Source organism: Rhizobium indigoferae, assembly GCF_034554815.1.
Classification (GTDB): domain Bacteria; phylum Pseudomonadota; class Alphaproteobacteria; order Rhizobiales; family Rhizobiaceae; genus Rhizobium; species Rhizobium leguminosarum.
On sequence record NZ_CP140635.1, the window covers coordinates 565,354 to 586,609 of the forward strand.

A 21,256-nucleotide genomic window follows, 5' to 3' on the forward strand; every position below is an offset into this window, starting at 1 on the left:
GGCAAATGCATGAGCTTATCCGCGCCAACGACCCCGTTCTGCTCTCTTATGCCGAGAGTTTGATGAAGGATGCGGGAATTCACTGCTTCATCGCCGACCAGGGCATGAGCGTGCTGGAAGGCTCGCTCGGCATGCTGTCGCGTCGCCTGCTGGTGGATGAGGAGATGGCCGATCAGGCGCGCCGCATCCTCACCGATGCCGGTCTCGGTGGCGAGTTGCGCGAGCGGAAGTGAGCTCCGATGACCGGGGAAACCGCTGACACCATCGATGCCTTTCATCGCGGCGCCTTTCATGTGGTGCAGCCGAAGGGCAGGGGCCATCGCTCCGGCATGGATGCGATGCTGCTTGCGGCTCTGGTCGCCGACGATCGCCCGGTCAGGGTTGCCGATCTCGGCGCCGGCGCCGGTGCTGCCGGCCTTGCCGTCGCCTCGCGGCTTGCCGATTCACAAGTGGTGCTTTTCGAGCGCTCGGCCGAGATGGCCGATTATGCCCGCCGCAGCATCCTCTTGCCCGACAATGCCCATATCGCCAACCGCGTCAGCGTCGTCGAGGCCGATGTGACGCTGACCGCCAAGGCGCGCAACGATGCCGGGCTCACCGATGAAAGCTTCCACCACGTCATCATGAACCCGCCCTTTAACGACGCCGGCGACCGGCGCACGCCGGATGCGCTGAAGGCCGAAGCCCATGCGATGACCGACGGCCTGTTCGAAAGCTGGATCCGCACGGCTGGCGCCATCATGATCCCAGGCGGGCAATTGTCGCTGATCGCCAGGCCTCAGTCGATCGCCGAGATCGTTGCCGCCTGCGGCCGGCGCTTCGGCGGCATCGAGATCACCGCTATCCACCCGCGTCCGGGTGAAAATGCCGTCCGTATCCTGGTGACTGGTATCAAGGGATCGCGGGCGCGGCTGTCGCTGCGCGCCCCTCTGATCATGCACGAAGAGGGGAGCCACAAGTTCTCCCCTCTCGTCGATGATTTCAACAATGGCCGGGCGGCCTACGCCAGGCTTTAGAGTGGTAAGTTCACGCTTTAGCCGGTGACGAAGTCGAAGAGCAGCTTGACGTTCAGCCCGGCGATGACGACCGCGATCAGATAGGCGATGCCGCTCAGCCAGCGGGGCGCCACCAGTTCGCCCATCTTGGCCTTGCTGGCGGTGAACATGACAAGCGGGAAGACGGCGAAAGAAAGCTGCAGGCTGAGCACCACCTGGGTGAGGATCAAAAGCTGCGCCGTGCCCTGGTCGCCGTACCAGATGGTGACGATCGCCGCCGGCACGATGGCGATGGCGCGGGTGATCAGCCGGCGTATCCAGGGCTTCAGCCGGATCTTCAGGAAGCCTTCCATGACGATCTGGCCGGCAAGCGTTGCCGTCACCGTCGAGTTGAGGCCGCAGCAGAGAAGTGCGATGCCGAAGAGCGTCGGCGCGATGGCGAGGCCGAGCAGCGGCGACAGCAGTGAATGGGCTTCGCCGAGTTCGACGACGTCGGTCTTGCCGTGCGCATTGAAGGCGGCCGCCGCAAGGATCAGGATCGAGGCGTTGATCAGAAGCGCGAAACACAGCGCGACCGTCGAGTCGATCGTCGCAAAGGTCAGCGCCTCCTTCTTTTCGGGAACAGTATGGCCGTAGGCCCGCGTCTGCACGATGCCGGAGTGAAGGTAGAGATTGTGCGGCATGACGGTCGCGCCGAGAATGCCGAGCGCCAGATAGAGCATCTCCGGATTGGTGACGATGTCGGTGGTCGGGAAGAAGCCGGTGAGGACGGCGCCCCACTGTGGGTCGGCAAGCAGGATCTGCACGCCGAAGCAGACCGCGATGACGCCGAGCATCGCGATGATGAAGGCCTCCACCCAGCGGAAGCCGAGCTTTTGCAGGAAGAGGATCACGAAGACGTCGAGCGCGGTGATCAGCACGCCGAGTTCGAGCGGGATGCCCATCAACAGATTGAGGCCGATCGCCGTGCCGATCACCTCGGCGATGTCGGTGGCGATGATGGCGATTTCCGCAAGGGCCCAGAGCGGTACCGAGACATATCTCGGAAAGGCGTCGCGGCAAGCCTGCGCAAGATCGCGCCCGGAAGCGATCGCGAGACGCGCACAGAGCGCTTGCAGCACAATCGCCATCAGGTTGGAAAGCAGTGCGACGGTGAGCAGCGCGTATCCGAATTTCGAGCCGCCGGCGAGCGAGGTCGCCCAGTTGCCCGGGTCCATGTAACCGACGGCGACCATGTAGCCCGGCCCGGCGAAGGCTGCTGCCCTGCGCCACCTCGAGCTGTGACGCCCGGTTCCGACGGTGCGGTAGACATCGGAGAGCGATCCCTCTCCGCGTTCGTGCCGCCAGCCGCTCTTTGCATTCGGATTTAGGACGTCCATGCGATTTCCACCTGTTTTATCGTCAGGGCACTATGACGAATTAGAATGATAATGCAAGTCATTCGCAACAACAAAATCAAACCTGCTATTTTCAGGAACGCGGCCATTGCGTTTGCCGTTCCAGCGCATACATGGATGCCGATCGTAAATTGCGATCGTGCGACCCGAAGCGAAGGATGGGAAATGGCCGGATTCTTGAGAAAACTGCTGCCGAAACGGTTCCGCAAGGACGGCATCACCATCCCGGTCGTCCGGCTGCAGGGGGCGATCATCAGCGGCGGCGGCCAGTTCAGGCCGACCCTCAATCTCGCCAATGTCTCTCCGGTTCTGGAAAAAGCCTTCGCCATGAAGGACGCGCCGGCGGTCGCCATCTCCATCAATTCGCCGGGCGGCTCGCCCGTCCAGTCGCGCCTGATCTTCACCCGCATTCGCGAGCTCGCTCGCGAGAAGCAGAAGAAGGTGCTGGTCTTCGTTGAGGATGTCGCCGCCTCCGGCGGTTACATGATCGCCCTTGCCGGCGACGAGATCATTGCCGATGCTACCTCCATCGTCGGCTCGATCGGCGTCGTCTCCGGCGGCTTCGGTTTTCCCGAACTCCTGAAGAAGATCGGCGTCGAACGCCGCGTCTATACGGCGGGCGAAAACAAGGTGATCCTCGATCCCTTCCAGCCGGAAAAGGAAAAGGATATCGAGTATCTGAAGAGCCTGCAGCTCGAAATCCATCAGGTCTTCATCTCAATGGTGCGCGAACGTCGCGCCGGCAAGCTGAGGGATGATGCGGCGGTGTTTTCCGGCCTGTTCTGGAGCGGCACGCGCGGCCTGGAGCTCGGCCTCATCGATGGCCTCGGCGACATGCGCCAGGAACTGAAAAGGCGCTACGGCCAGAAGACCAAGCTGGAGCTCGTCACCGCCGGCCGCGGCCTGTTCGGCCGCCGGATTCCAGGTGTGTCGCCGGTCTCATTCGAAGGCGCTGCATCCGGTCTCGCAACGGGGCTTGTCGAAGCGGCGGAAGAGAGAGCATTGTGGAGTCGTTTCGGGCTTTGAAGGGAGCAAGAGAGGGGCATGCCGCAACTAATTACCATCCTGATTCTGGTTTTCTCAGCCTGGTGGCTCTACCGCCGTTTCGTCTCCGATGCCCGCAAGCTCGCCGAAAAATCGCGCCGCGCTGAAAAGGAGCGTCAGACCGGCGCGATCGGCACGCTGGTCAAGGACCCGGCAACGGGAGAATACCGGCTGAAGCGCGAGGGCGAATAAAAGGCGTCGCCACGCACTGCCGCTCACCCGGTTGGTGAGGGGGAGGGGCAGCGGAATTCCTCTTCCCCATCGGCATTCGACGCCTCTTCATCGCTGCAAAAGTCTTGACCCCCGCCGCCCTCCATGGCACCTGTCGCGCCGATAATTCCCCAGCAATCGGTGCCGTTCGATGTCAGCTATTCCAGACCATATGAACCCGAAGCGCTCTTTCCAGGCGCTGATCCTGACCCTGCATAGCTATTGGGCGGACAAGGGTTGCGCGGTGCTGCAGCCCTACGACATGGAAGTCGGCGCCGGCACCTTCCACCCGGCCACCACGCTGCGCGCCCTCGGCCCCAAGCCATGGAAGGCGGCTTACGTTCAGCCGTCCCGCCGCCCGTCCGACGGCCGCTATGGCGAAAACCCGAACCGGCTGCAGCATTACTACCAATACCAGGTCATCCTGAAGCCGAACCCTGCAAATCTGCAGGAGCTTTATCTCGGCTCGCTGGCGGCGATCGGCCTCGATCCGCTGCTGCATGACATCCGTTTCGTCGAGGACGACTGGGAAAGCCCGACGCTCGGCGCCTGGGGCCTCGGCTGGGAATGCTGGTGCGACGGCATGGAAGTCTCGCAGTTCACCTATTTCCAGCAGGTCTGCGGCATCGAATGCTCGCCCGTCGCCGGCGAACTCACCTATGGTCTCGAACGCCTCGCCATGTATGTCCAGGGCGTCGACAATGTCTACGATCTGAACTTCAACGGCCGCGACGGCGACGAGAAGATCAGCTATGGCGACGTCTTCCTGCAGGCCGAGCAGGAATATTCGCGTCATAATTTCGAGTTCGCCAATACCGAGATGCTGCATCGCCATTTCGTCGATGCCGAAAAGGAATGCCGGGCGCTGCTCGATGCCGGCGCGCCGGGCGACAACGCCAACCAGCGCCTGCACAAATGCGTCTTCCCGGCCTATGATCAGTGCATCAAGGCAAGCCATGTCTTCAACCTGCTCGATGCCCGCGGCGTCATTTCGGTCACCGAGCGCCAGAGCTATATCCTGCGCGTTCGCACGCTCGCAAAGGCCTGCGGCGAAGCCTTCCTGCTGACCGATGCCGGCGGCGTCAACCTGGGCAAAGAGGCGGCGTAACGCAACAGCCTGCCAGCCGTATCGTCGATATCGACGGCTGGTCGGGCACCCCGAATCGTCGCGGATATCGGCGTTTGACGGCAGCCGGCAAACCCGCGTAGTCTCCGCGCGGACATTACTTCGCTGCGGGGGAATTCGCGATGTTTATTGCGCTTGGCGTCATCGTTCTGGTCGCGCTCTATCTCATCTTCATCTACAACGGCCTGGTTCGCGCGCGGCAGATGGCGGAAGAGGCCTGGTCGGGCATCGACGTCCAGCTCAAGCGCCGCGCCGATCTGATCCCGAACCTGATCGAGACGGTCAAGGGCTATGCCGCCCATGAAAAGTCGACGCTCGAAGAGGTGGTTGAGCTCCGCAACAAGGCGCAGGCCGTTCCATCAGGCGATGTCGCCGGCAGGGCGCAGGCGGAAGGCCTGCTCGGCCAGGCGCTCGGTCGTGTCATCGCGCTCGCCGAGGCCTATCCCGATCTCAAGGCCAACCAGAATTTTGCCGAGCTCCAGGCTTCGCTGGAAACCATGGAAGGCGAGTTGCAGATGGCGCGGCGTTACTACAATGGTGCGGCCCGCGACCTGAACGTCAAGGTCGAAAGCTTCCCGTCCAATCTCGTTGCCGGCCAGTTCGGATTTTCGAAACGGGAATATTTCGAAATCACCAACGAGGCCGATCGCGCCGTCCCCACCGTGAAATTCTGACGATCCGGCATTTTGCCTTTGCCGGAAAGCGATTAAGAGCAAGGGCAGATTTGCGGCCGGCTAGAGCATTTCGCGCTTTAAGGTCGCCCCATGGACGGAAGAAACAGCATGACACGCACAGCCAAACTCACGATCATCCCGCCTGGCAGGCCGCTTTCCGGCCGCGCCATGCCGCCGGGCTCCAAGTCGATCACCAATCGCGCCCTGCTGCTCGCCGGCCTTGCGAAGGGCACCAGCCGGCTGACCGGGGCCTTGAAGAGCGACGATACGCGTTATATGGCCGAAGCGCTGCGTGCCATGGGTGTCGCAATCGACGAGCCTGACGATACCACCTTCGTCGTCACCGGCAGCGGCAGGCTGCTGCCGCCCAAGGCGCCGCTCTTTCTCGGCAATGCGGGCACGGCGACACGCTTCCTGACAGCGGCCGCGGCTCTCGTCGACGGCACCGTCATCGTCGATGGCGACGAACATATGCGCAAGCGCCCGATCGGCCCGCTGGTCGAGGCGATGCGCACGCTCGGCATCGATGCGACCGCCGAGACCGGCTGCCCGCCGGTCACCGTCAAGGGCACCGGCCGCTTCCAGGCCGACCGCATCCGAATCGATGGCGGCCTGTCCAGCCAGTATGTCTCCGCGCTGCTGATGATGGCGGCCGGCGGCGACCGGCCGGTCGACATCGAACTCGTCGGCGAGGATATTGGCGCGCTCGGCTATATCGATCTGACCACGGCGGCGATGAAGGCTTTCGGCGCCAAGGTCGAGAAGACCAGCCCGGTCACCTGGCGTGTCGAGCCCACCGGCTACCGCGCTGCCGATTTCATCGTCGAGCCCGATGCCTCGGCTGCGACCTATCTCTGGGCGGCCGAGGTTCTCACCGGCGGCGCGATCGATCTCGGTGTTCCCTCCGATACCTTCTCGCAGCCCGATGCGCGCGCCTATGACATCATCGCCAAATTCCCGCATCTGCCGGCAGAGATCGACGGCTCGCAGATGCAGGATGCCGTTCCGACGCTTGCCGTGCTTGCCGCCTTCAACGAGACGCCGGTTCGCTTCGTCGGCATCGCCAATCTGCGCGTCAAGGAATGCGACCGCATCCGGGCGCTCTCGACCGGCCTCAACCGCATTGTTTCAGGGCTTGCCCACGAAGACGGCGACGATCTGATCGTGCAGTCGGATCCCGCACTTGCCGGCAAGCGTCTGCCGGCGGATATCGACAGCTTCGCCGATCATCGCATCGCCATGAGTTTTGCGCTCGCCGGGCTGAAGATTGACGGCATCACCATTCTCGATCCCGATTGCGTCGGCAAGACCTTCCCCGCCTATTGGCGGACGCTGGCGGCACTCGGCGTGACCTATCAGGACAACGATTGACGGAACGCGCAGCCGAGGCTGCCGGCGGGAGACAGGGATGGGGCGTCGGTTTTTCGGATTTTGCTTTGCACTGGTCTTGATGCTCGCCGCCCCGGCGGCCTTTGCCGCCGAGGTGATCGACAGTTTTGCCTCCGACATCGCGCTCGAAAAAAGTGGCGCGATGACGGTGACGGAAACGATCACCGTCAATGCCGAAGGCAATCAGATCAACCACGGCGTCTTCCGTGATTTCCCGCTCTATTTCACCGATGCCGCGGGCCGCCGCCGCAGCGTCGATTTCGATATGGTGTCGGTCCAGCGCGATGGCGATAACGAGCCCTGGCACACCGAATCGATATCAGGCGGCATCCGCATCTATGCCGGTTCTGCCGACGTGACCGTGACGCCGGGCCGTCATCGATACGTCTTCACCTACAGGACCAATCGCCAGATCCGCTATTTCGACGATCACGACGAACTCTATTGGAACGTCACCGGCAATGGCTGGATCTTCCCGATCCGCTTGGCCACCGCGACGGTGACGCTGCCGCCCGGCGTCGGCGCGACGGAGACGGCCTTCTTCACTGGCCCCCAGGGCGCGACGGAAAAGAATGCCCGCGTCAGCGAAACCGGCGCTGGCCTGGTCTTTTCTACCACCGCGCCGCTTGATGCCCACGAAGGACTGACCTTCGCGATCCGCTTGCCGAAGGGTTCGATCGATCCGCCGAGCGCGGATATGGAAAGCACCTGGTGGTTGAAGGACAACCGCAATTATTTCATCGGCTTCGGCGGCCTGATCCTCGTTTTCGCCTATTACACGCGCTCCTGGCTGAAGGTCGGCCGCGATCCCGCCCGTGGCGTCGTCGTACCGCGCTGGGACGCGCCTGATGGTATCTCGCCGGCGCTGGTCAACTATATCGACAATAAGGGCTTCTCCGGCGAGGGCTGGACGGCGCTCTCTGCCACCGCCCTCAATCTTGCCGTCCGCGGCTACGTCAAGCTCGAAGACCTGAAGAATTCGATCGTCATCCAAGGCACCGGCAAACCGCTCGGCGAGGAGAAATTCCAGGCCGGCGAAATCGAACTGCTGAAGGTTGCCGGCGGTGCCGGTTCGACGCTGACGATCGACAAGGCCAATGGCGAGCGGGTGAAGTCTGTCGGCCAGGCCTTCCGCTCGGCGATCGAGAAGGAGCATCGCGGCAAATATTACAATTCCAACCTGGCCTATACCGCAGGTGGCATCGCGCTCAGCGCCGCAGCCCTGGTGATCCTGTTCGTCTTCGGTTCGCTGGCGCCCGACACCATCGCGCTGATGCTGATCCCGAGCGCCATCTCGGTCTTCGTCTCGGTGTTCGCCGCCGGCCTCGTCAGGTCGCTGCATCGCGGCAAGTCGCTGTTCGGCAAGATCATCGCCATCATCGCCGCCGCCGTCGGCGTCTTCATCGGCATCGGCATTCTGGCGACCATGGTTCTGGCGCTTGCCTCCTCGCTGGTGGAACTGCACGAAACGCCGATGCTCTTTGCCGTCGGCGGCATCGTGCTTTTGAACATTCTCTATTTCTTCATCATGGGCGCGCCGACCCCGCTCGGCGCCAAGATGATGGATGGCATAGACGGCCTGCGCCAATATCTGACGCTTGCCGAGAAGGACCGGATGAACACGGCAGGCGCTCCGGAAATGTCGCCGCGGCATTTCGAGACGCTGTTGCCCTATGCGGTGGCGCTCGGCGTCGAAAAGCCTTGGTCGCGCACTTTCGAAACCTGGCTTGCGGCGGCCGCTGCGGGCGCGGCTGCTGCCTATGCGCCCACCTGGTATTCCGGCAATTTCAACAGCGGCAGCTTTTCCGATCGCATCGGCGGCTTTTCCTCGTCCATGGCCTCGACCATCGCGTCGACGATTCCCGCGCCGCCACCATCGAGTTCCTCCTCCGGTTTTTCCGGCGGCGGCTCGTCGGGCGGCGGCGGCGGAGGCGGTGGAGGCGGGGGCTGGTAAGCTTTCCCGCTTGACCTTTTAGCCCTTGGCCCTTAACCGCCAGACAGAAAAGGAAAGGGTCGCGCATGAAGGTTCTGTTGATCGGATCGGGCGGACGCGAGCATGCGCTCGCCTGGAAGCTGGCGCAATCGCCGTTGATGACGGAATTCTACGCCGCACCCGGCAATCCCGGCATTGCCGAACACGCCGTCCTCGTGCCGGTTGACATCGAGGATCACGAAGCGGTCGCGGCCTTCTGCAAGGACAAGGCGATCGATTTCGTCGTTGTCGGCCCGGAGGCGCCGCTGGTTGCCGGCCTCGCTGACCGGCTGCGCGCCGATGGCCTTGTGGTTTTCGGTCCCTCCGCTGCCGCAGCCCAGCTCGAGGGCTCCAAAGGCTTCACCAAGGATATCTGCGCCCGCTACGGCATTCCGACAGGCGCCTACCAACGCTTCAACAATGCGCCGAAGGCCAAAGCCTATATCCGCGCCGAGGGCGCGCCGATCGTCGTCAAGGCCGATGGTCTTGCCGCCGGCAAGGGCGTGACGGTTGCGATGACGCTCGACGAGGCGCTGGCGGCGGTCGACGACTGTTTCGAGGGCGCCTTTGGCGCTGCCGGCGCCGAAGTCGTCGTCGAAGCCTATCTCGATGGCGAGGAAGCGAGCTTCTTCTGCCTCTGCGATGGCAAACATGCGCTGCCGCTTGCAACCGCCCAGGATCACAAGCGGGTGGGCGAGGGCGATACCGGCGTCAATACCGGCGGCATGGGCGCCTATTCGCCGGCGCCTGTGATGACCGCCGAAATGGTTGAGCGGACGATGAAGGAGATCATCGAGCCGACGATGCGTGGCATGGCCGAGAGCGGTCATCCCTTCTCCGGCGTCTTTTTCGCCGGGCTGATGATCACCAAGAAGGGGCCGGAGCTGATCGAATACAATGTCCGCTTCGGCGATCCTGAATGCCAGGTAATGATGATGCGGTTGAAGAGCGATCTCCTGCCGCTGCTGCTCGCCACCGCCAATGGCACGCTCGATCAGGTCAAGGCCGAATGGAACGACGATCCGGCACTGACGGTGGTCATGGCCTCTAAGGGTTATCCCGGCGCCTACGAGAAGAACACGCCGATTCTTTCCGTGCCGGATGCAGGCGAGGGCGAGAAGGTGTTTCATGCCGGCACGGGTCTGAAAGACGGTGCACTGGTTGCGACCGGCGGCCGCGTGCTGAACGTCACCGCGTCAGGCGGCACGGTTGCCGAGGCCAAGAACCGCGCCTACGCGCTGCTCGACAGGGTGAGATGGGAAAACGGCTTCTGCCGGCGCGACATCGGCTGGCGGGCGATCGAGCGCGAAACGGGCTCGGAGTGAGTATAAACCGGCCCGTTCTTTAAATTTTTACCCTTTCCCCTGACGGGATGGAAACAAAGCTGCGCTATACCGCTCCCAAGATGAGACGGAGTGGCATTGATGCGTCAGATTTTCCTCGGTGCGGCAATCCTGCTGATGGCAGGCCCTGTGATGGCGTCCTCGATAGAAGTGGTCGGCAAGATTGCGCCGCGCGCTGAAGGCAGCATCGTCACCGAAAGCTGTGCCGATTGCCCGCCGCTCCAGGCCGAACTGACCAAGAAGGACTATACGGTGCCGGAGCTGAAGCCCGGCGCTTTCCAGGCAAGTGAAGTCCGCGACGTCGGCGGCGAAAAGAAGATCTATCGCACCGAAGGCTGGATGGGCGGCTCGCCCGTCGTCTTCGTCAGCAAGGCGACGCCTGAATCCATGATTGCGGCCGCGCCGCCAGCGGCGCCGGTAGACGGTATCGACATGAATGCAACCACCGCGGCCGTCATTGGCGGCGACGCCAGGCCCGTTGCGGCAGGTATGGCGGAACAACCGGCAGCGATTAACGTTTCCGAGTTTAAGCTGCGTTTCTAAAAAAGTTCCCTGCCCCTACCTGATCAAGGTTTCGATCGCTTGGGGTTCCACCACCGGTGGACGAATGCACCCTCGATGAGCAGCGGGGGTGCATTCCTGTTTTGATGCGCCGGGCAAGCTGAGAGTTCGACATGATATTAGGCCGGCGGATGAAAATCCGGCGGTGTGCCTTGTAACTCTACCCCTTGATTTTGAGGGAAGTTCGCATCGCATTCAATAAAGTTAAAGCTTTTTTATAGGGTGGGCATCAATTGTTACTTACCCGGTCGCAGCATGTTTATTTTAGCAGCGGTAGACGCGTCGTCTTGTTTGGCGCGCTCGCACAGGCGGTAGAAAACCGCACCGGAATGCAGCTATCCATTCCCGTTGCGAGGCGTCATGAAAAATTTGAAGATATCGAAGCAGCTCATACTGCTGGTCGTCGGCCTGATGATCGCCTTTGCGATCGCCACCTCCCTGCAGATCCGATCCTCGGTCGATGCGATCTACAAGGAGCGTTATGACATGCTCCGCGCCGAGGTTCAGTCGGCGGTCTCGGTTCTCAAGCTTTACGAGGCCAAGGTAACCGCGGGCGAAATGACGCTCGAGGATGCCCAGAAGCAGGCCTACGCCACCGTCAACGGGATGAAATACGATCCGGACGGCTATTTCTTCGGTTATAGCTACGACGTCCAGATGGTATTCCACTACGACGCCTCGAAAGTCGGGCAGATCAACAAGGGCCAGCCGGACAGCAAAGGCAAGCTCTATCGCGATGAGCTGGTCAAGCTCGGGCAGCAGGGCGGCGGTCTCGTCGAATATTATTCCACGGTCAAACCGGGCCAGCCGGCCGGCGATTACCGCAAGACGGCCTATGGCCAGGCCTTCGATCCCTGGAAGGTCGTCGTCGTCACCGGCGTCTACATGGACGATCTCGATGCTCAGATAAACAGCACGATCCTCACCGCGCTCTCCGGCAGCATCGTTCTGTTCTTCCTTGCCATGACGGCCGCCTATATCGTCATCCGCGGCATTTCGGGACCTCTCAACAACGTCCATGCCGCCCTGAAGGCTGTCGCCGAAGAGGATGTTTCGATCGCCATCCCGCATACCGGCATGAATAACGAAGTGGGCATGATGGCGAAGGCGACGCAGTCGCTGCAGGAAAAGATCAGGGAGCGCCATGCGATGTCCGATCGCGAGGCGGCCCAGCAGCTGGCACTGGAAAACGAGCGCGAAAACAATCTGCGCCAGCAGCAGGATGAAGCCACGCTGCAGGCGCGGGTGGTGACGACGATCGGCCAGGCGCTGGAAATGATCGCCCGCGGCGATCTCACCGTCCGCTGCGCCGATCTCGGCCAGAAATACGCCGCCCTTCGCGACAACTTCAACGATGCGCTGTCGCATCTCGAAGCCGCCATGGCCAAGGTCAGCGCCAAGGGCACCGACATCGGCACCAGCAAGGAAGAGATCCGCCGCGCTTCCAACGAGCTGTCGCAGCGCACCGAGCGCCAGGCCGCCAGCCTCGAGGAAACCTCGGCCGCGCTCGACGAACTCACCGTCGCCGTCCGCCAGACCGCCGATGGCGCGCATGAAGCCAGCAAGCGCGTCCACGCGGTCAGCACCGAAGCCACCCATAGCGATGCGATCGTCACCCAGGCTATCGAGGCAATGAGCGGCATCGAGAAGTCGTCGTCGGAAATTACCAAGATCATCGGCGTCATCGACGAGATCGCCTTCCAGACCAATCTGCTGGCGCTGAATGCCGGCGTCGAGGCGGCTCGCGCCGGCGAATCCGGCAAGGGTTTTGCGGTCGTCGCCCAGGAAGTCCGTGAACTCGCCCAGCGTTCCGCCGCGGCCGCCAAGGAGATCAAGGATCAGATCGCCCGCTCCTCCAGCCAGGTCGACCATGGCGTCCGTCTGGTCGGCGAGGCAGGCGAGGCGCTGAAGCGCATCTCCGACCAGATCAAGGCCGCCAACGAGATCGTTGCCAAGATCGCCCACAGCGCCTCCGAACAGGACACGACGCTGCGCTCGATCTCCTCGTCGATGAACCAGCTCGACGCCGCCACCCAGCAGAACGCCGCCATGGCCGAGGAGACCACGGCATCGGCCGAAACGCTGGCCAGCGATACTGACGAGTTGATCGACCTCATCCGCGGCTTCCGGGTCAGTGGCGAAAGCGCCGCTCCGGCCATGCATCAAGGTCGCCGCGCCGCTTAAACGGCGCGGAGGCAATAAGCCTTTTCATCACCAAATTCTTAGCGGCCGTCGGTTCTCCGGCGGCCGTGCCTTTTGAGGCTCATTGCGCGATACGGTCGATCAGTTCCTCGATCTGGTGATCGGAAAAGACCTCGACACCGTCAGCTTTCAGCGCCGCTGCCGTCACGCCGTGGCCGGCCTGCTTGCGGCCGGAAAACGTACCGTCATAAATGAAAGCCGAACCGCAGGACGGGCTGCCGTCGATGAGCAGCGCATAGCGGCAGCCTGCCTGTCGTGCGAGCGCCACGGCATTTTCCGCCGCCTGCAGGAATTCTTCCGTCACGTCGGCGCCCGTCAGCTCGACAACCCGCGCCGTGCCGGCCAGCACCTCTTCGCCGGTCGCGGCATTTGCGATCTCGGCCGGCGGCCGCGGCACCGTCATGCCTGCCGACATCTCCGGACAGATCGTCACCAGCCGGCCCTCGGCCTGCCATGTCTCGATCACAGGATGAAGCAACGGCTTCGCCCGGCCGTCATAGCGGACGGCCTGGCCCATAAGACAGGCGCTGACAAGAATCTTGCTCTGCATGTCTCTTGAATAACGCGACGACGGCGGCAATGCCAGACCGCCGATGGCGGCCGAATATCACCCCGAGATCTTCGAGAAATCCGCAACCGTTCCCGTCGCTTCGCGGATCAGCCGCAGCAGTGCGAGACGGTTGGCGCGGATGGCGGCGTCCTCGTCATTGACGAGCACGTCTTCGAAGAAGCGGTCGACCGGGCCGCGCAGCTTGGAAAGCGCTTCCATTGCCGAGCGGAAGTCTTCCCCGGCGACGGCGTCCGAGGCATCCTTCGAGGCGCTGGAGATTGCGGCGAACAGTTCCTTCTCAGCATCGAGCTTGAGAAGCGCTTCCGAAACGCCATCGGCGATCACGGTGCCCTTCTTTTCCTCGGCGGCGAGCAGCTGCGTCGCGCGCTTGGTGCCGGCGAGCAGGTTCTTGCCGTCCTCCGAGGTGATGAAGGCCGTCAGCGCTTCGACGCGGCGCGCCACCATCAACAGGTCGTCGGCATCTGAAGTCAGCACGGCGTCGATGAGATCGTGGCGGGCGCCCTGGTCGCGCAGATAGACCTTGAGACGGTCGTGGAAGAAGGAGAGCAGGTCGCCATCCCTTGTCGTTGCCAACAGCGGCAGGCGGATCTTTCGCTCGAGCAGGATCCTGACGACACCGAGTGCTGCCCGTCGCAGCGCAAACGGATCCTTCGACCCCGTCGGCTTTTCATCGATCGCCCAGAAGCCGATCAGCGTATCGAGCTTGTCGGCAAGCGCGATCGTGATCGCCACTCTGTCCTCCGGCACGCGGTCCGACGGACCCTGCGGCTTGTAATGGTCCTCGATCGCGGCGGCAACGGAGGCGTCCTCGCCCTGCAGCGCCGCATATTTGCGGCCCATCAAGCCCTGCAGTTCCGGGAATTCGCCGACGGCTTCGGTGCGCAGATCGGCCTTGGCAAGCACGGCGGCGCGATCGACCAGAGCCGCGTCGGCACCGGTGATCTTTGCCAGCTCCTTTGCCAGCGCCTGGATGCGGGCGACGCGCGCGCCCTGTGTGCCGAGCTTGGCATGGAACGTCACGTCAAGCGCATCGAGCTTGGCCATGCGCTGGTCGAGCGGCTTCTTGATGTCGAGGCCGAACTTTGCCGCCGAAGCCGTGAGCGTCTCGAGATCCGGCAGATTGCCCTGGTCGCGTTTCCAGAAATGCAGCGCATCCGAAAGCCGGGCCCGCACCACCTTGCCGTTGCCGTGGACGATTTCCTTGCCGCCGTCGCTTGCCTGGATGTTGGAGACGAGGATGAACTTGTTCGAAAGCGTCTCTTCACCCTGTTTTCGGGTGACAAAACACTTCTGGTTGGTCTTGATCGTCAACCGGATGATCTCGGAGGGGATCGAGAGATAATCCTCCTCGAAACTGCCCATCAGCACCTGCGGCCATTCGACGAGGCCGGAGACTTCCTCCAGCAGGCCTTCGTCTTCCACCAGCTCCAGCCCGTTGGCAAAGGCGATGTCGCGGGCGTCGTGCAGGATGATGTCCTTGCGCCGCTCGGCGTCGAGGATGACCTTCGCCTTTTCCAAGTTCGCCGCATAATCGTCGAAGCGCCGGACGGTGATCGCCTCGGGCGCATGGAAGCGATGGCCGTAGGTGATGTTGGAAGCGGTGATGCCGTCGATCTCGAAGGGGATGACGGTGGTCTCTTCATGCTCCGGGCCGAAGGTGCAGACGATCGACTGCAGCGGCCGCACCCAGCGCAGCGCACCGGGCTTCGACGAGGCCTTGCCCCAGCGCATCGATTTCGGCCAGGGAAAATCGCGGATGATGCCGGGCATGACATCGGTGACGATCTCTTCCGTCGCGCGGCCGGGCTTGGAGATGACCGCGACGTAGAAATCGCCCTTCTTCGGATCGCTCACCACCTGCGCCTCGGAGACCGAGGAAAGGCCGGCGCCGCGTAGAAAACCCTCGATCGCCTTCTCGTTGGCGTCGGTGCGCGGCCCCTTGCGTTCCTCGCGCACATCGGCGGAGCGGGCCGTCAGGCCGTGAATGTCGAGCGCAAGCCGCCGCGGCGTCCAGTATTCGCGCGCCCCTTCGTAGGACAGACCCGCTTCGACAAGCGCATCGGTGACGAGCTTCTTCAGGTCGCCGGCAGCCTTGCGCTGCATGCGGGCCGGAATCTCTTCGGAGCGGAGTTCGAGAAGAAGGTTTGGCATGTCGAATTTCCTTGCCTCCCGCGACAGGGGAGGGATGGCATGGGCGCCGGGTCAAAACGTTGCTTCTGCTAGCAAAGAATGGCGCATCTGCACAACCGCAAAATCGCCGCCTTTCCGGCATGCTTATCCTGTGGATCGGCGCCTAGCCGTAAACTCCAACATTGCCTTGCCGCTTTTCGCCGCTATGGTCCCGCCACCTCTGACGAAACAGGAAATCCCATGGCCGCAGACCTCCGTTTTCTCGCAGCCCGCATCTCCGCCGAAATCAACGCCCGGCCCGAACAGGCCAAAGCCGCCATCGAGTTGCTCGATGAGGGTGCCACCGTGCCCTTCATCGCCCGCTACCGCAAGGAAGTGACGGGCGGGCTGGACGATACGCAGCTGCGCAATCTCGCCGAGCGGCTGGTCTATCTGCGCGAGCTCGAAGCCCGGCGCGACGCGATCGTCGAATCGATCACCGGCCAGGGCAAGATGACCGACGAACTGATGACCAAGGTCACTGGGGCCGAAACCAAGGCCGAGCTCGAGGATCTCTATCTGCCCTATAAGCCGAAGCGCCGCACGCGGGCCGAAATCGCCCGTGAACGCGGCCTCGGCTCGCTCGCCGAGACGATCCTCGCCGACCGCGCCAGGGAACCGGCGGTCTTGGCCGAAGGCTTCGTCACAGCTGATGTGCCCGATGTGAAGACGGCGCTCGAAGGCGCGCGCGATATCATTGCCGAAGGCATTGCCGAAAATGCCGACCTGCTCGGTAAGTTGCGCGCCCATATGCGCCAGGCCTCGTTGCTGAAGGCGAAAGTCGTCGACGGCAAGCAGGCGACCGGCGAGAAGTTTTCCGACTATTTCGACCATTCCGAACGCTGGGCGACGGCGCCGGGCCACCGCGCGCTCGCCATGTTGCGCGGCTGGAACGAGGAGGTGCTGACGCTGACGATCGAGGCCGACGCCGAGACCGCCTCTCCGAACAAGCCGGTCGAACGCATGATTGTGGCGGCCTACGAGATCGGTACCAGCCGTCCCGGCGACCGCTGGCTGATGGAGGTCGCAAGCTGGACCTGGCGCGTCAAGCTTTCCATGTCGCTCTCGCTCGACCTGATGCGGGAACTGCGCGAAAGGGCCGAGGAAGAGGCGATCCATGTCTTCGCCCGCAATCTCAAGGACCTGCTTTTGGCAGCGCCCGCCGGCTCGCGCGCGACGATGGGCCTCGATCCCGGCATCCGCACCGGCGTCAAGGTCGCCGTCGTCGACGGCACCGGCAAGGTGGTGGCGACATCGACCGTCTATCCCTTCCAGCCGAGGAACGACGTGCGTGGCGCCCAGGTCGAGCTCGCATCGCTGATCCGCAAGCACAATGTCGAGCTGATCTCGATCGGCAACGGCACCGGCAGCCGCGAAACCGAAAAGCTGGTGGCCGACATGCTGGCCGAGTTGCCGGCGCCGAAGCCGACCAAGGTCATCGTGTCGGAAGCCGGCGCCTCGGTCTATTCCGCCTCGGCAACCGCAGCAGCTGAGTTTCCCGATCTCGACGTGTCGCTGCGCGGCGCCGTCTCCATCGCGCGGCGCCTGCAGGATCCACTGGCCGAGCTCGTCAAGATCGAGCCGAAGTCGATCGGCGTCGGCCAGTATCAGCACGACGTCGACCAGCAGAAGCTGTCGCGTTCGCTCGATGCCGTGGTGGAAGACGCGGTGAATGCCGTCGGTGTCGATCTCAACACCGCGTCTGCGCCGCTGCTGTCGCGCGTCTCCGGCCTCGGCCCGTCGATCGCCGACGCCATCGTCCGCCACCGCGACAGCGAAGGCCGTTTCGAGACGCGAAAGGATCTCCTGAAGGTCGCCCGCCTCGGCGGCCGCACCTTCGAGCAATGCGCCGGCTTCCTGCGCATTCCCAACGGCAAAGAGCCGCTCGATTCCTCCTCGGTGCACCCTGAGGCCTACGGCGTCGCCAAGAAGATCGTCGCCGCCTGTGGCCGCGATCTACGCGCGCTGATGGGCGATAGCGCGGTGTTGAAATCGGTTGATCCGCGCCAGTTCATCGACGAGAAATTCGGTCTGCCGACGGTCAAAGACATCATCGCGGAGCTGGAAAAGCCCGGCCGCGACCCGCGTCCGAGCTTCAAGACCGCGACCTTCGCCGAGGGCGTCAACGAAATTTCCGACCTCCAGCCCGGAATGGTGCTGGAAGGCACGGTGACCAATGTCGCCGCCTTCGGCGCCTTCGTCGATATCGGCGTGCACCAGGATGGTCTGGTGCATGTGTCCCAGCTTGCCGACCGCTTCGTCAAGGATCCCCACGAGGTCGTCAAGGCGGGTGATGTCGTCAAGGTGCGGGTTGTCGAAGTCGATGCCAAGCGCAAGCGCATCGGCCTTTCCATGCGACGCGATGACGGCTCATCAGCGCCGCCGCCGCGTGGTGATTCTCGCCCAAGCCAAGGGTCGCGGCCGCAGAACGAGCGCCGGCCCGCGGCTCAGAAACCCGAGAGCCAGGGCGCATTCGGCGCGGCTCTTGCCGAAGCCATGAAGCGAAAATAAGGGTTTAACCGGCATTTCGGCAAAAATGCAACAGTTTGGCAGCGTTCTGAACGGAGTGCTAAATCCGGCGCTTGTAAGGCGAAAGAGAGCTACTAAGTTGATGTGACCATCCTGTCACATTTGCGAGGCGTCCATGGCGTCGGCATTCTTATCGATCGTCCAGCAAATCGTCCGCAAGGGTTCATTGAAACTTACCCTTGCCAATGGCGAAACCCATACTATCGGCGACGGCACGGGTGAAACCGTTGTCGCCCGCCTTGCCGATCAGGAGGCCGAGGACGCCATCCGGCGCGACCCGACCATGAAGCTCGGCGAAATGTACATGCAGGGCCGGTTCATTCTCGAACAGGGCAACATTTACGATTTCCTGTCGCTGGTGAAACAGAACACCACCAACGAAATCTTCGATTTCAAGATGGCGGCTCTGCTCCTCGGCCGCATTGCCTGGCAGCAGCTGAAGAGCCGCGTGCCGGTCAATCGCAACAAGCACAATGTCGCCCATCATTACGACCTGTCGGCCAAGCTCTTCGATCTTTTCCTCGACGAGGACTGGCAATATTCCTGCGCCTATTTCGAGCCGCCGGGCATTGGTCTCGACGAGGCGCAGCTCGCCAAGAAGCGCCATATCGCTGCCAAGCTTCTGCTCGAGCCGAACCAGCGCATCCTGGAGATCGGCTCCGGCTGGGGCGGCATGGGCATGTATCTGACGGAAGCGACCGACGGTGCCGATTTCACCGGCATCACGCTGAGCGAGGAACAGCTCAAGGTCTCGCGTTTGCGCGCCGAAAAACGCGGCCTTGCCGACCGTGTGCGATTCGAACTGCAGGACTACCGCACCATGACGGGCAGGAAGTTCGACCGCATCGTCTCGGTCGGCATGTTCGAACATGTCGGTATCGGCAATTACGGCAATTTCTTCCGCAAGGTATCGGATCTGCTCGATGACAACGGCGTCATGGTGCTGCATTCGATTGGCCGTCCGAAGCCAAGCTTCGGCACCAATGCGTTCATCGAGAAGTACATCTTCCCCGGCGGCTACATCCCCTCCGTCGGCGAGGTCGTGCCGCCGCTCGAAAAAGCCGGCCTGCTGGTCAAGGATATCGAAATCCTGCCGATGCATTATGCCTATACGCTGCGCCATTGGCGCGAGCGTTTCGTGGCGCGCAAGGCCGAAGCGGTGGCGCTTTACGACGAGCAATTCTTCCGCATGTGGGAATTCTATCTGGCGGGTTCCGAGATGGGCTTCCGCTGGGACGAGCTCTTCATCCTGCAGATCCAGGTCGCCAAGAACCAGTTTGCCGTTCCCGACAATCGCAATTACATCGCCCGCAACGAAGCCAAGCTGAAGGAATTCGAGGCGAGGCGCGCACCGTTGGAAAAGGTGACGTTCTGATCCCGCGGAAGGGCCGCTTCCGCTGGCGGTTTTGCCGAGGGACCGCTTCCAATGAAAGGACGTGCCGATGAGCAGTGCGTTTCCCGAGATCTACCTGGTCCGCCACGGTGAAACCGAATGGAGCCTGTCCGGGCGCCATACCGGACGCAGCGATATTCCTCTGACGGCGAACGGCGAGGAGGCCGCCCGCAAACTCGCCGACCGGCTGGCGGGCCCTACCTTCTCCGCCGTCTGGTCGAGCCCGTCCGCGCGGGCCCGCAAGACCTGCACGCTCGCCGGATTCGGATCGGGCGCGGTGATCAAGGACGATCTCGCCGAATGGGACTACGGCGCTTATGAAGGTATCACCACCAAGGCGATCCTTGCCGACCGTCCCGGCTGGCAGCTCTTTCGCGACGGCTGCCCGAATGGCGAGTTCGCCGCCGATGTCGGTGCCCGCGCAGACGCCGTCATCCATGCGCTTCGCGAAACGGGCGGCACCATTTTGATCTTTTCGAGCTCGCATTTCCTGCGCGTCCTCGCCGCCCGCTGGCTCGGCCTGCCGCCGGAAGATGGCTCCCGTTTCGTGCTCGATACGGCCAGCATCAGCGTGCTCGGCTACGAACACGATCTGACCGAACCGGTCATCCGCCGCTGGAACCAGCGTTAGCATACAATCGTCTCCCTCCCCGCCGTGGTTAACATTGGGGTAACGAGATCGGGATAAATGTAGCGGCCGCCGCCCTCCGCGGCTTTGTTTTTGCGTTTTCTGGAGTGCGGACGTGTCTCATCGATCAGTCGTATCGATCTCTTTGGCTATTGCCCTTTTATCTGCCAGTTCGGCCCCCGCCCAGGAAAGCGGCCAGCACTTCTGGTCCGGCGACTGGTATCTGAGCGTCGGCGTCGCCGGCTTTTCTGCCCCGAAATTCGAGGGCTCGTCGCATAATGAATTCAAGTTCAGCCCGCTGATCTCGGTCGGCCGCCAAGGCGCCGGCCCGCGTTTTTCGTCGCGCAATGACAATCCGTCCTTCGCCCTCATCGACAAGGGCGCCTTCCGTGCCGGCATCGTCGGCAGGTTCGTCCCGTCGCGCGATGACGGCGACGGCAGCGAGCTGAAGGGCTTGAAGAAGGTCAAATGGGGGGCGGAAGCCGGCGGTTTTGTCGAAGTTTACCCGACCTATTTCCTTCGCGCCCGCGCCGAAGTCCGCCAGGGCATCCGCTCGCATGACGGTATCGTTGCCGATCTCGCGGTCGACGCCTTCACCGATATCGCGCCCGACCTGCAACTGTCAGGCGGCCCGCGTGCGACCTTCGCCACCAGCGGCTATTACGACGCCTATTACGGCGTCAACGCCAAGCAGGCGGCGGCAAGTGGCCTTGATCCCTATAAGCCCTCGTCGGGCATCCAGTCCTATGGCGCCGGCACGGCGCTCACCTGGAAGGCGACGGAAAACCTCTCGGCCAGTTCCTTCCTCGAATATAAGCGGCTGGCAGGTCCTGCCGCCGACAGCAGCCTCGTGCGCGAGCGCGGCTCGAAGAACCAGGTCCTGATCGGCGTCTCGGCGATCTACAAGTTCAATTTCTCACTGCAGTGATTGACGGCGCCGCGGGTCCTTTCAGACGCGCGGCGCCGTAACGCTTTGAATTTACGTATAATTTGATCCTTAAATCGATTTCGATCGAAGGAATGATGCAACTGGCAACACAATGATCGCTTCTT

The 21,256-nt window shown here is 62.7% G+C and carries 18 protein-coding genes; 15 read left to right on the forward strand and 3 right to left on the reverse strand.

Translation table 11 applies throughout. The features are described 5' to 3' along the window. The first annotated feature begins 5 nt into the window (after positions 1-5). Positions 6-233, forward strand: a complete 228-nt coding sequence (locus U5G49_RS02825) for a putative signal transducing protein (protein WP_003545870.1) — start codon at positions 6-8, stop codon at positions 231-233. 6 nt (positions 234-239) lie between these two features. Then, complete coding sequence (locus tag U5G49_RS02830) at positions 240-1,016, forward strand: tRNA1(Val) (adenine(37)-N6)-methyltransferase (protein ID WP_130651806.1); 777 nt, start codon at positions 240-242, stop codon at positions 1,014-1,016. 17 nt (positions 1,017-1,033) lie between these two features. On the opposite strand, the gene U5G49_RS02835 is transcribed toward U5G49_RS02830, so the two are convergent. Continuing rightward, positions 1,034-2,374, reverse strand: coding sequence for an Nramp family divalent metal transporter (locus U5G49_RS02835; RefSeq protein ID WP_018245019.1), 1,341 nt, complete (start codon positions 2,372-2,374; stop codon positions 1,034-1,036). Positions 2,375-2,557: 183 nt separating this feature from the next. Here U5G49_RS02835 and U5G49_RS02840 point away from each other — a divergent pair, with 183 nt between their 5' ends. From U5G49_RS02840 to U5G49_RS02880, 9 genes are all read left to right on the forward strand, one after another. After that, entirely contained in the window at positions 2,558-3,418 is an 861-nt protein-coding gene (locus U5G49_RS02840) for a S49 family peptidase (protein ID WP_113543179.1), read from the forward strand. An 18-nt stretch (positions 3,419-3,436) separates the two neighbouring features. After that, on the forward strand, positions 3,437-3,628 hold the full coding sequence (locus U5G49_RS02845; RefSeq protein WP_003556931.1) for a membrane protein: 192 nt from the start codon (positions 3,437-3,439) through the stop codon (positions 3,626-3,628). A gap of 169 nt (positions 3,629-3,797) precedes the next feature. Continuing rightward, positions 3,798-4,754, forward strand: coding sequence for a glycine--tRNA ligase subunit alpha (locus tag U5G49_RS02850; RefSeq protein WP_018245021.1), 957 nt, complete (start codon positions 3,798-3,800; stop codon positions 4,752-4,754). A 140-nt stretch (positions 4,755-4,894) separates the two neighbouring features. Beyond that, positions 4,895-5,446 carry a LemA family protein gene (locus tag U5G49_RS02855; RefSeq protein WP_018245022.1) on the forward strand — a complete coding sequence of 184 codons (552 nt, stop codon included), beginning with the start codon at positions 4,895-4,897 and terminating at the stop codon, positions 5,444-5,446. 108 nt (positions 5,447-5,554) lie between these two features. Next, positions 5,555-6,817, forward strand: coding sequence for a 3-phosphoshikimate 1-carboxyvinyltransferase (locus U5G49_RS02860; protein WP_193445771.1), 1,263 nt, complete (start codon positions 5,555-5,557; stop codon positions 6,815-6,817). 37 nt (positions 6,818-6,854) lie between these two features. Further along, positions 6,855-8,789 (forward strand): DUF2207 domain-containing protein, encoded by a 1,935-nt coding sequence (locus U5G49_RS02865; protein ID WP_193445772.1) that lies wholly within the window; start codon positions 6,855-6,857, stop codon positions 8,787-8,789. Positions 8,790-8,854: 65 nt separating this feature from the next. Next, positions 8,855-10,132, forward strand: a complete 1,278-nt coding sequence (purD, locus tag U5G49_RS02870; protein ID WP_166480524.1) for a phosphoribosylamine--glycine ligase — start codon at positions 8,855-8,857, stop codon at positions 10,130-10,132. 99 nt (positions 10,133-10,231) lie between these two features. After that, the gene (locus U5G49_RS02875; protein ID WP_182563916.1) at positions 10,232-10,693 is read left to right on the forward strand and encodes a plant virulence effector HPE1-like domain-containing protein; all 462 of its coding nucleotides are present in this window, start codon (positions 10,232-10,234) and stop codon (positions 10,691-10,693) included. 378 nt (positions 10,694-11,071) lie between these two features. Then, on the forward strand, positions 11,072-12,895 hold the full coding sequence (locus tag U5G49_RS02880) for a methyl-accepting chemotaxis protein (protein ID WP_193445773.1): 1,824 nt from the start codon (positions 11,072-11,074) through the stop codon (positions 12,893-12,895). A 79-nt stretch (positions 12,896-12,974) separates the two neighbouring features. On the opposite strand, the gene U5G49_RS02885 is transcribed toward U5G49_RS02880, so the two are convergent. Both U5G49_RS02885 and glyS read right to left on the reverse strand, forming a co-directional pair. Beyond that, entirely contained in the window at positions 12,975-13,463 is a 489-nt protein-coding gene (locus U5G49_RS02885) for a DUF523 domain-containing protein (RefSeq protein WP_193445774.1), read from the reverse strand. Between the two features lie 57 nt (positions 13,464-13,520). Continuing rightward, the gene (gene glyS, locus U5G49_RS02890) at positions 13,521-15,635 is read right to left on the reverse strand and encodes a glycine--tRNA ligase subunit beta (RefSeq protein WP_193445775.1); all 2,115 of its coding nucleotides are present in this window, start codon (positions 15,633-15,635) and stop codon (positions 13,521-13,523) included. Between the two features lie 219 nt (positions 15,636-15,854). Here glyS and U5G49_RS02895 point away from each other — a divergent pair, with 219 nt between their 5' ends. The 4 genes from U5G49_RS02895 (at position 15,855) to U5G49_RS02910 (ending at position 21,131) form a co-directional block, all read left to right on the forward strand. Beyond that, positions 15,855-18,164, forward strand: coding sequence for a Tex family protein (locus U5G49_RS02895; RefSeq protein ID WP_193445776.1), 2,310 nt, complete (start codon positions 15,855-15,857; stop codon positions 18,162-18,164). 133 nt (positions 18,165-18,297) lie between these two features. After that, positions 18,298-19,557, forward strand: a complete 1,260-nt coding sequence (locus tag U5G49_RS02900; RefSeq protein ID WP_047621988.1) for an SAM-dependent methyltransferase — start codon at positions 18,298-18,300, stop codon at positions 19,555-19,557. A gap of 67 nt (positions 19,558-19,624) precedes the next feature. Next, the gene (locus U5G49_RS02905) at positions 19,625-20,206 is read left to right on the forward strand and encodes a histidine phosphatase family protein (RefSeq protein WP_018449342.1); all 582 of its coding nucleotides are present in this window, start codon (positions 19,625-19,627) and stop codon (positions 20,204-20,206) included. Positions 20,207-20,318: 112 nt separating this feature from the next. Then, positions 20,319-21,131, forward strand: a complete 813-nt coding sequence (locus U5G49_RS02910; RefSeq protein WP_193445777.1) for a MipA/OmpV family protein — start codon at positions 20,319-20,321, stop codon at positions 21,129-21,131. Positions 21,132-21,256 lie beyond the last annotated feature (125 nt).

Excerpts from the sequence above, each read along its gene's own strand:
- U5G49_RS02825 (WP_003545870.1), top strand. The coding sequence starts at position 6 with ATGCATGAGCTTATCCGCGCCAACGACCCCGTTCTGCTCTCTTATGCC.
- U5G49_RS02830 (WP_130651806.1), top strand. The coding sequence starts at position 240 with ATGACCGGGGAAACCGCTGACACCATCGATGCCTTTCATCGCGGCGCC.
- U5G49_RS02835 (WP_018245019.1), bottom strand. The coding sequence starts at position 2,374 with ATGGACGTCCTAAATCCGAATGCAAAGAGCGGCTGGCGGCACGAACGC.
- U5G49_RS02840 (WP_113543179.1), top strand. The coding sequence starts at position 2,558 with ATGGCCGGATTCTTGAGAAAACTGCTGCCGAAACGGTTCCGCAAGGAC.
- U5G49_RS02845 (WP_003556931.1), top strand. The coding sequence starts at position 3,437 with ATGCCGCAACTAATTACCATCCTGATTCTGGTTTTCTCAGCCTGGTGG.
- U5G49_RS02850 (WP_018245021.1), top strand. The coding sequence starts at position 3,798 with ATGTCAGCTATTCCAGACCATATGAACCCGAAGCGCTCTTTCCAGGCG.
- U5G49_RS02855 (WP_018245022.1), top strand. The coding sequence starts at position 4,895 with ATGTTTATTGCGCTTGGCGTCATCGTTCTGGTCGCGCTCTATCTCATC.
- U5G49_RS02860 (WP_193445771.1), top strand. The coding sequence starts at position 5,555 with ATGACACGCACAGCCAAACTCACGATCATCCCGCCTGGCAGGCCGCTT.
- U5G49_RS02865 (WP_193445772.1), top strand. The coding sequence starts at position 6,855 with ATGGGGCGTCGGTTTTTCGGATTTTGCTTTGCACTGGTCTTGATGCTC.
- purD (WP_166480524.1), top strand. The coding sequence starts at position 8,855 with ATGAAGGTTCTGTTGATCGGATCGGGCGGACGCGAGCATGCGCTCGCC.
- U5G49_RS02875 (WP_182563916.1), top strand. The coding sequence starts at position 10,232 with ATGCGTCAGATTTTCCTCGGTGCGGCAATCCTGCTGATGGCAGGCCCT.
- U5G49_RS02880 (WP_193445773.1), top strand. The coding sequence starts at position 11,072 with ATGAAAAATTTGAAGATATCGAAGCAGCTCATACTGCTGGTCGTCGGC.
- U5G49_RS02885 (WP_193445774.1), bottom strand. The coding sequence starts at position 13,463 with ATGCAGAGCAAGATTCTTGTCAGCGCCTGTCTTATGGGCCAGGCCGTC.
- glyS (WP_193445775.1), bottom strand. The coding sequence starts at position 15,635 with ATGCCAAACCTTCTTCTCGAACTCCGCTCCGAAGAGATTCCGGCCCGC.
- U5G49_RS02895 (WP_193445776.1), top strand. The coding sequence starts at position 15,855 with ATGGCCGCAGACCTCCGTTTTCTCGCAGCCCGCATCTCCGCCGAAATC.
- U5G49_RS02900 (WP_047621988.1), top strand. The coding sequence starts at position 18,298 with ATGGCGTCGGCATTCTTATCGATCGTCCAGCAAATCGTCCGCAAGGGT.
- U5G49_RS02905 (WP_018449342.1), top strand. The coding sequence starts at position 19,625 with ATGAGCAGTGCGTTTCCCGAGATCTACCTGGTCCGCCACGGTGAAACC.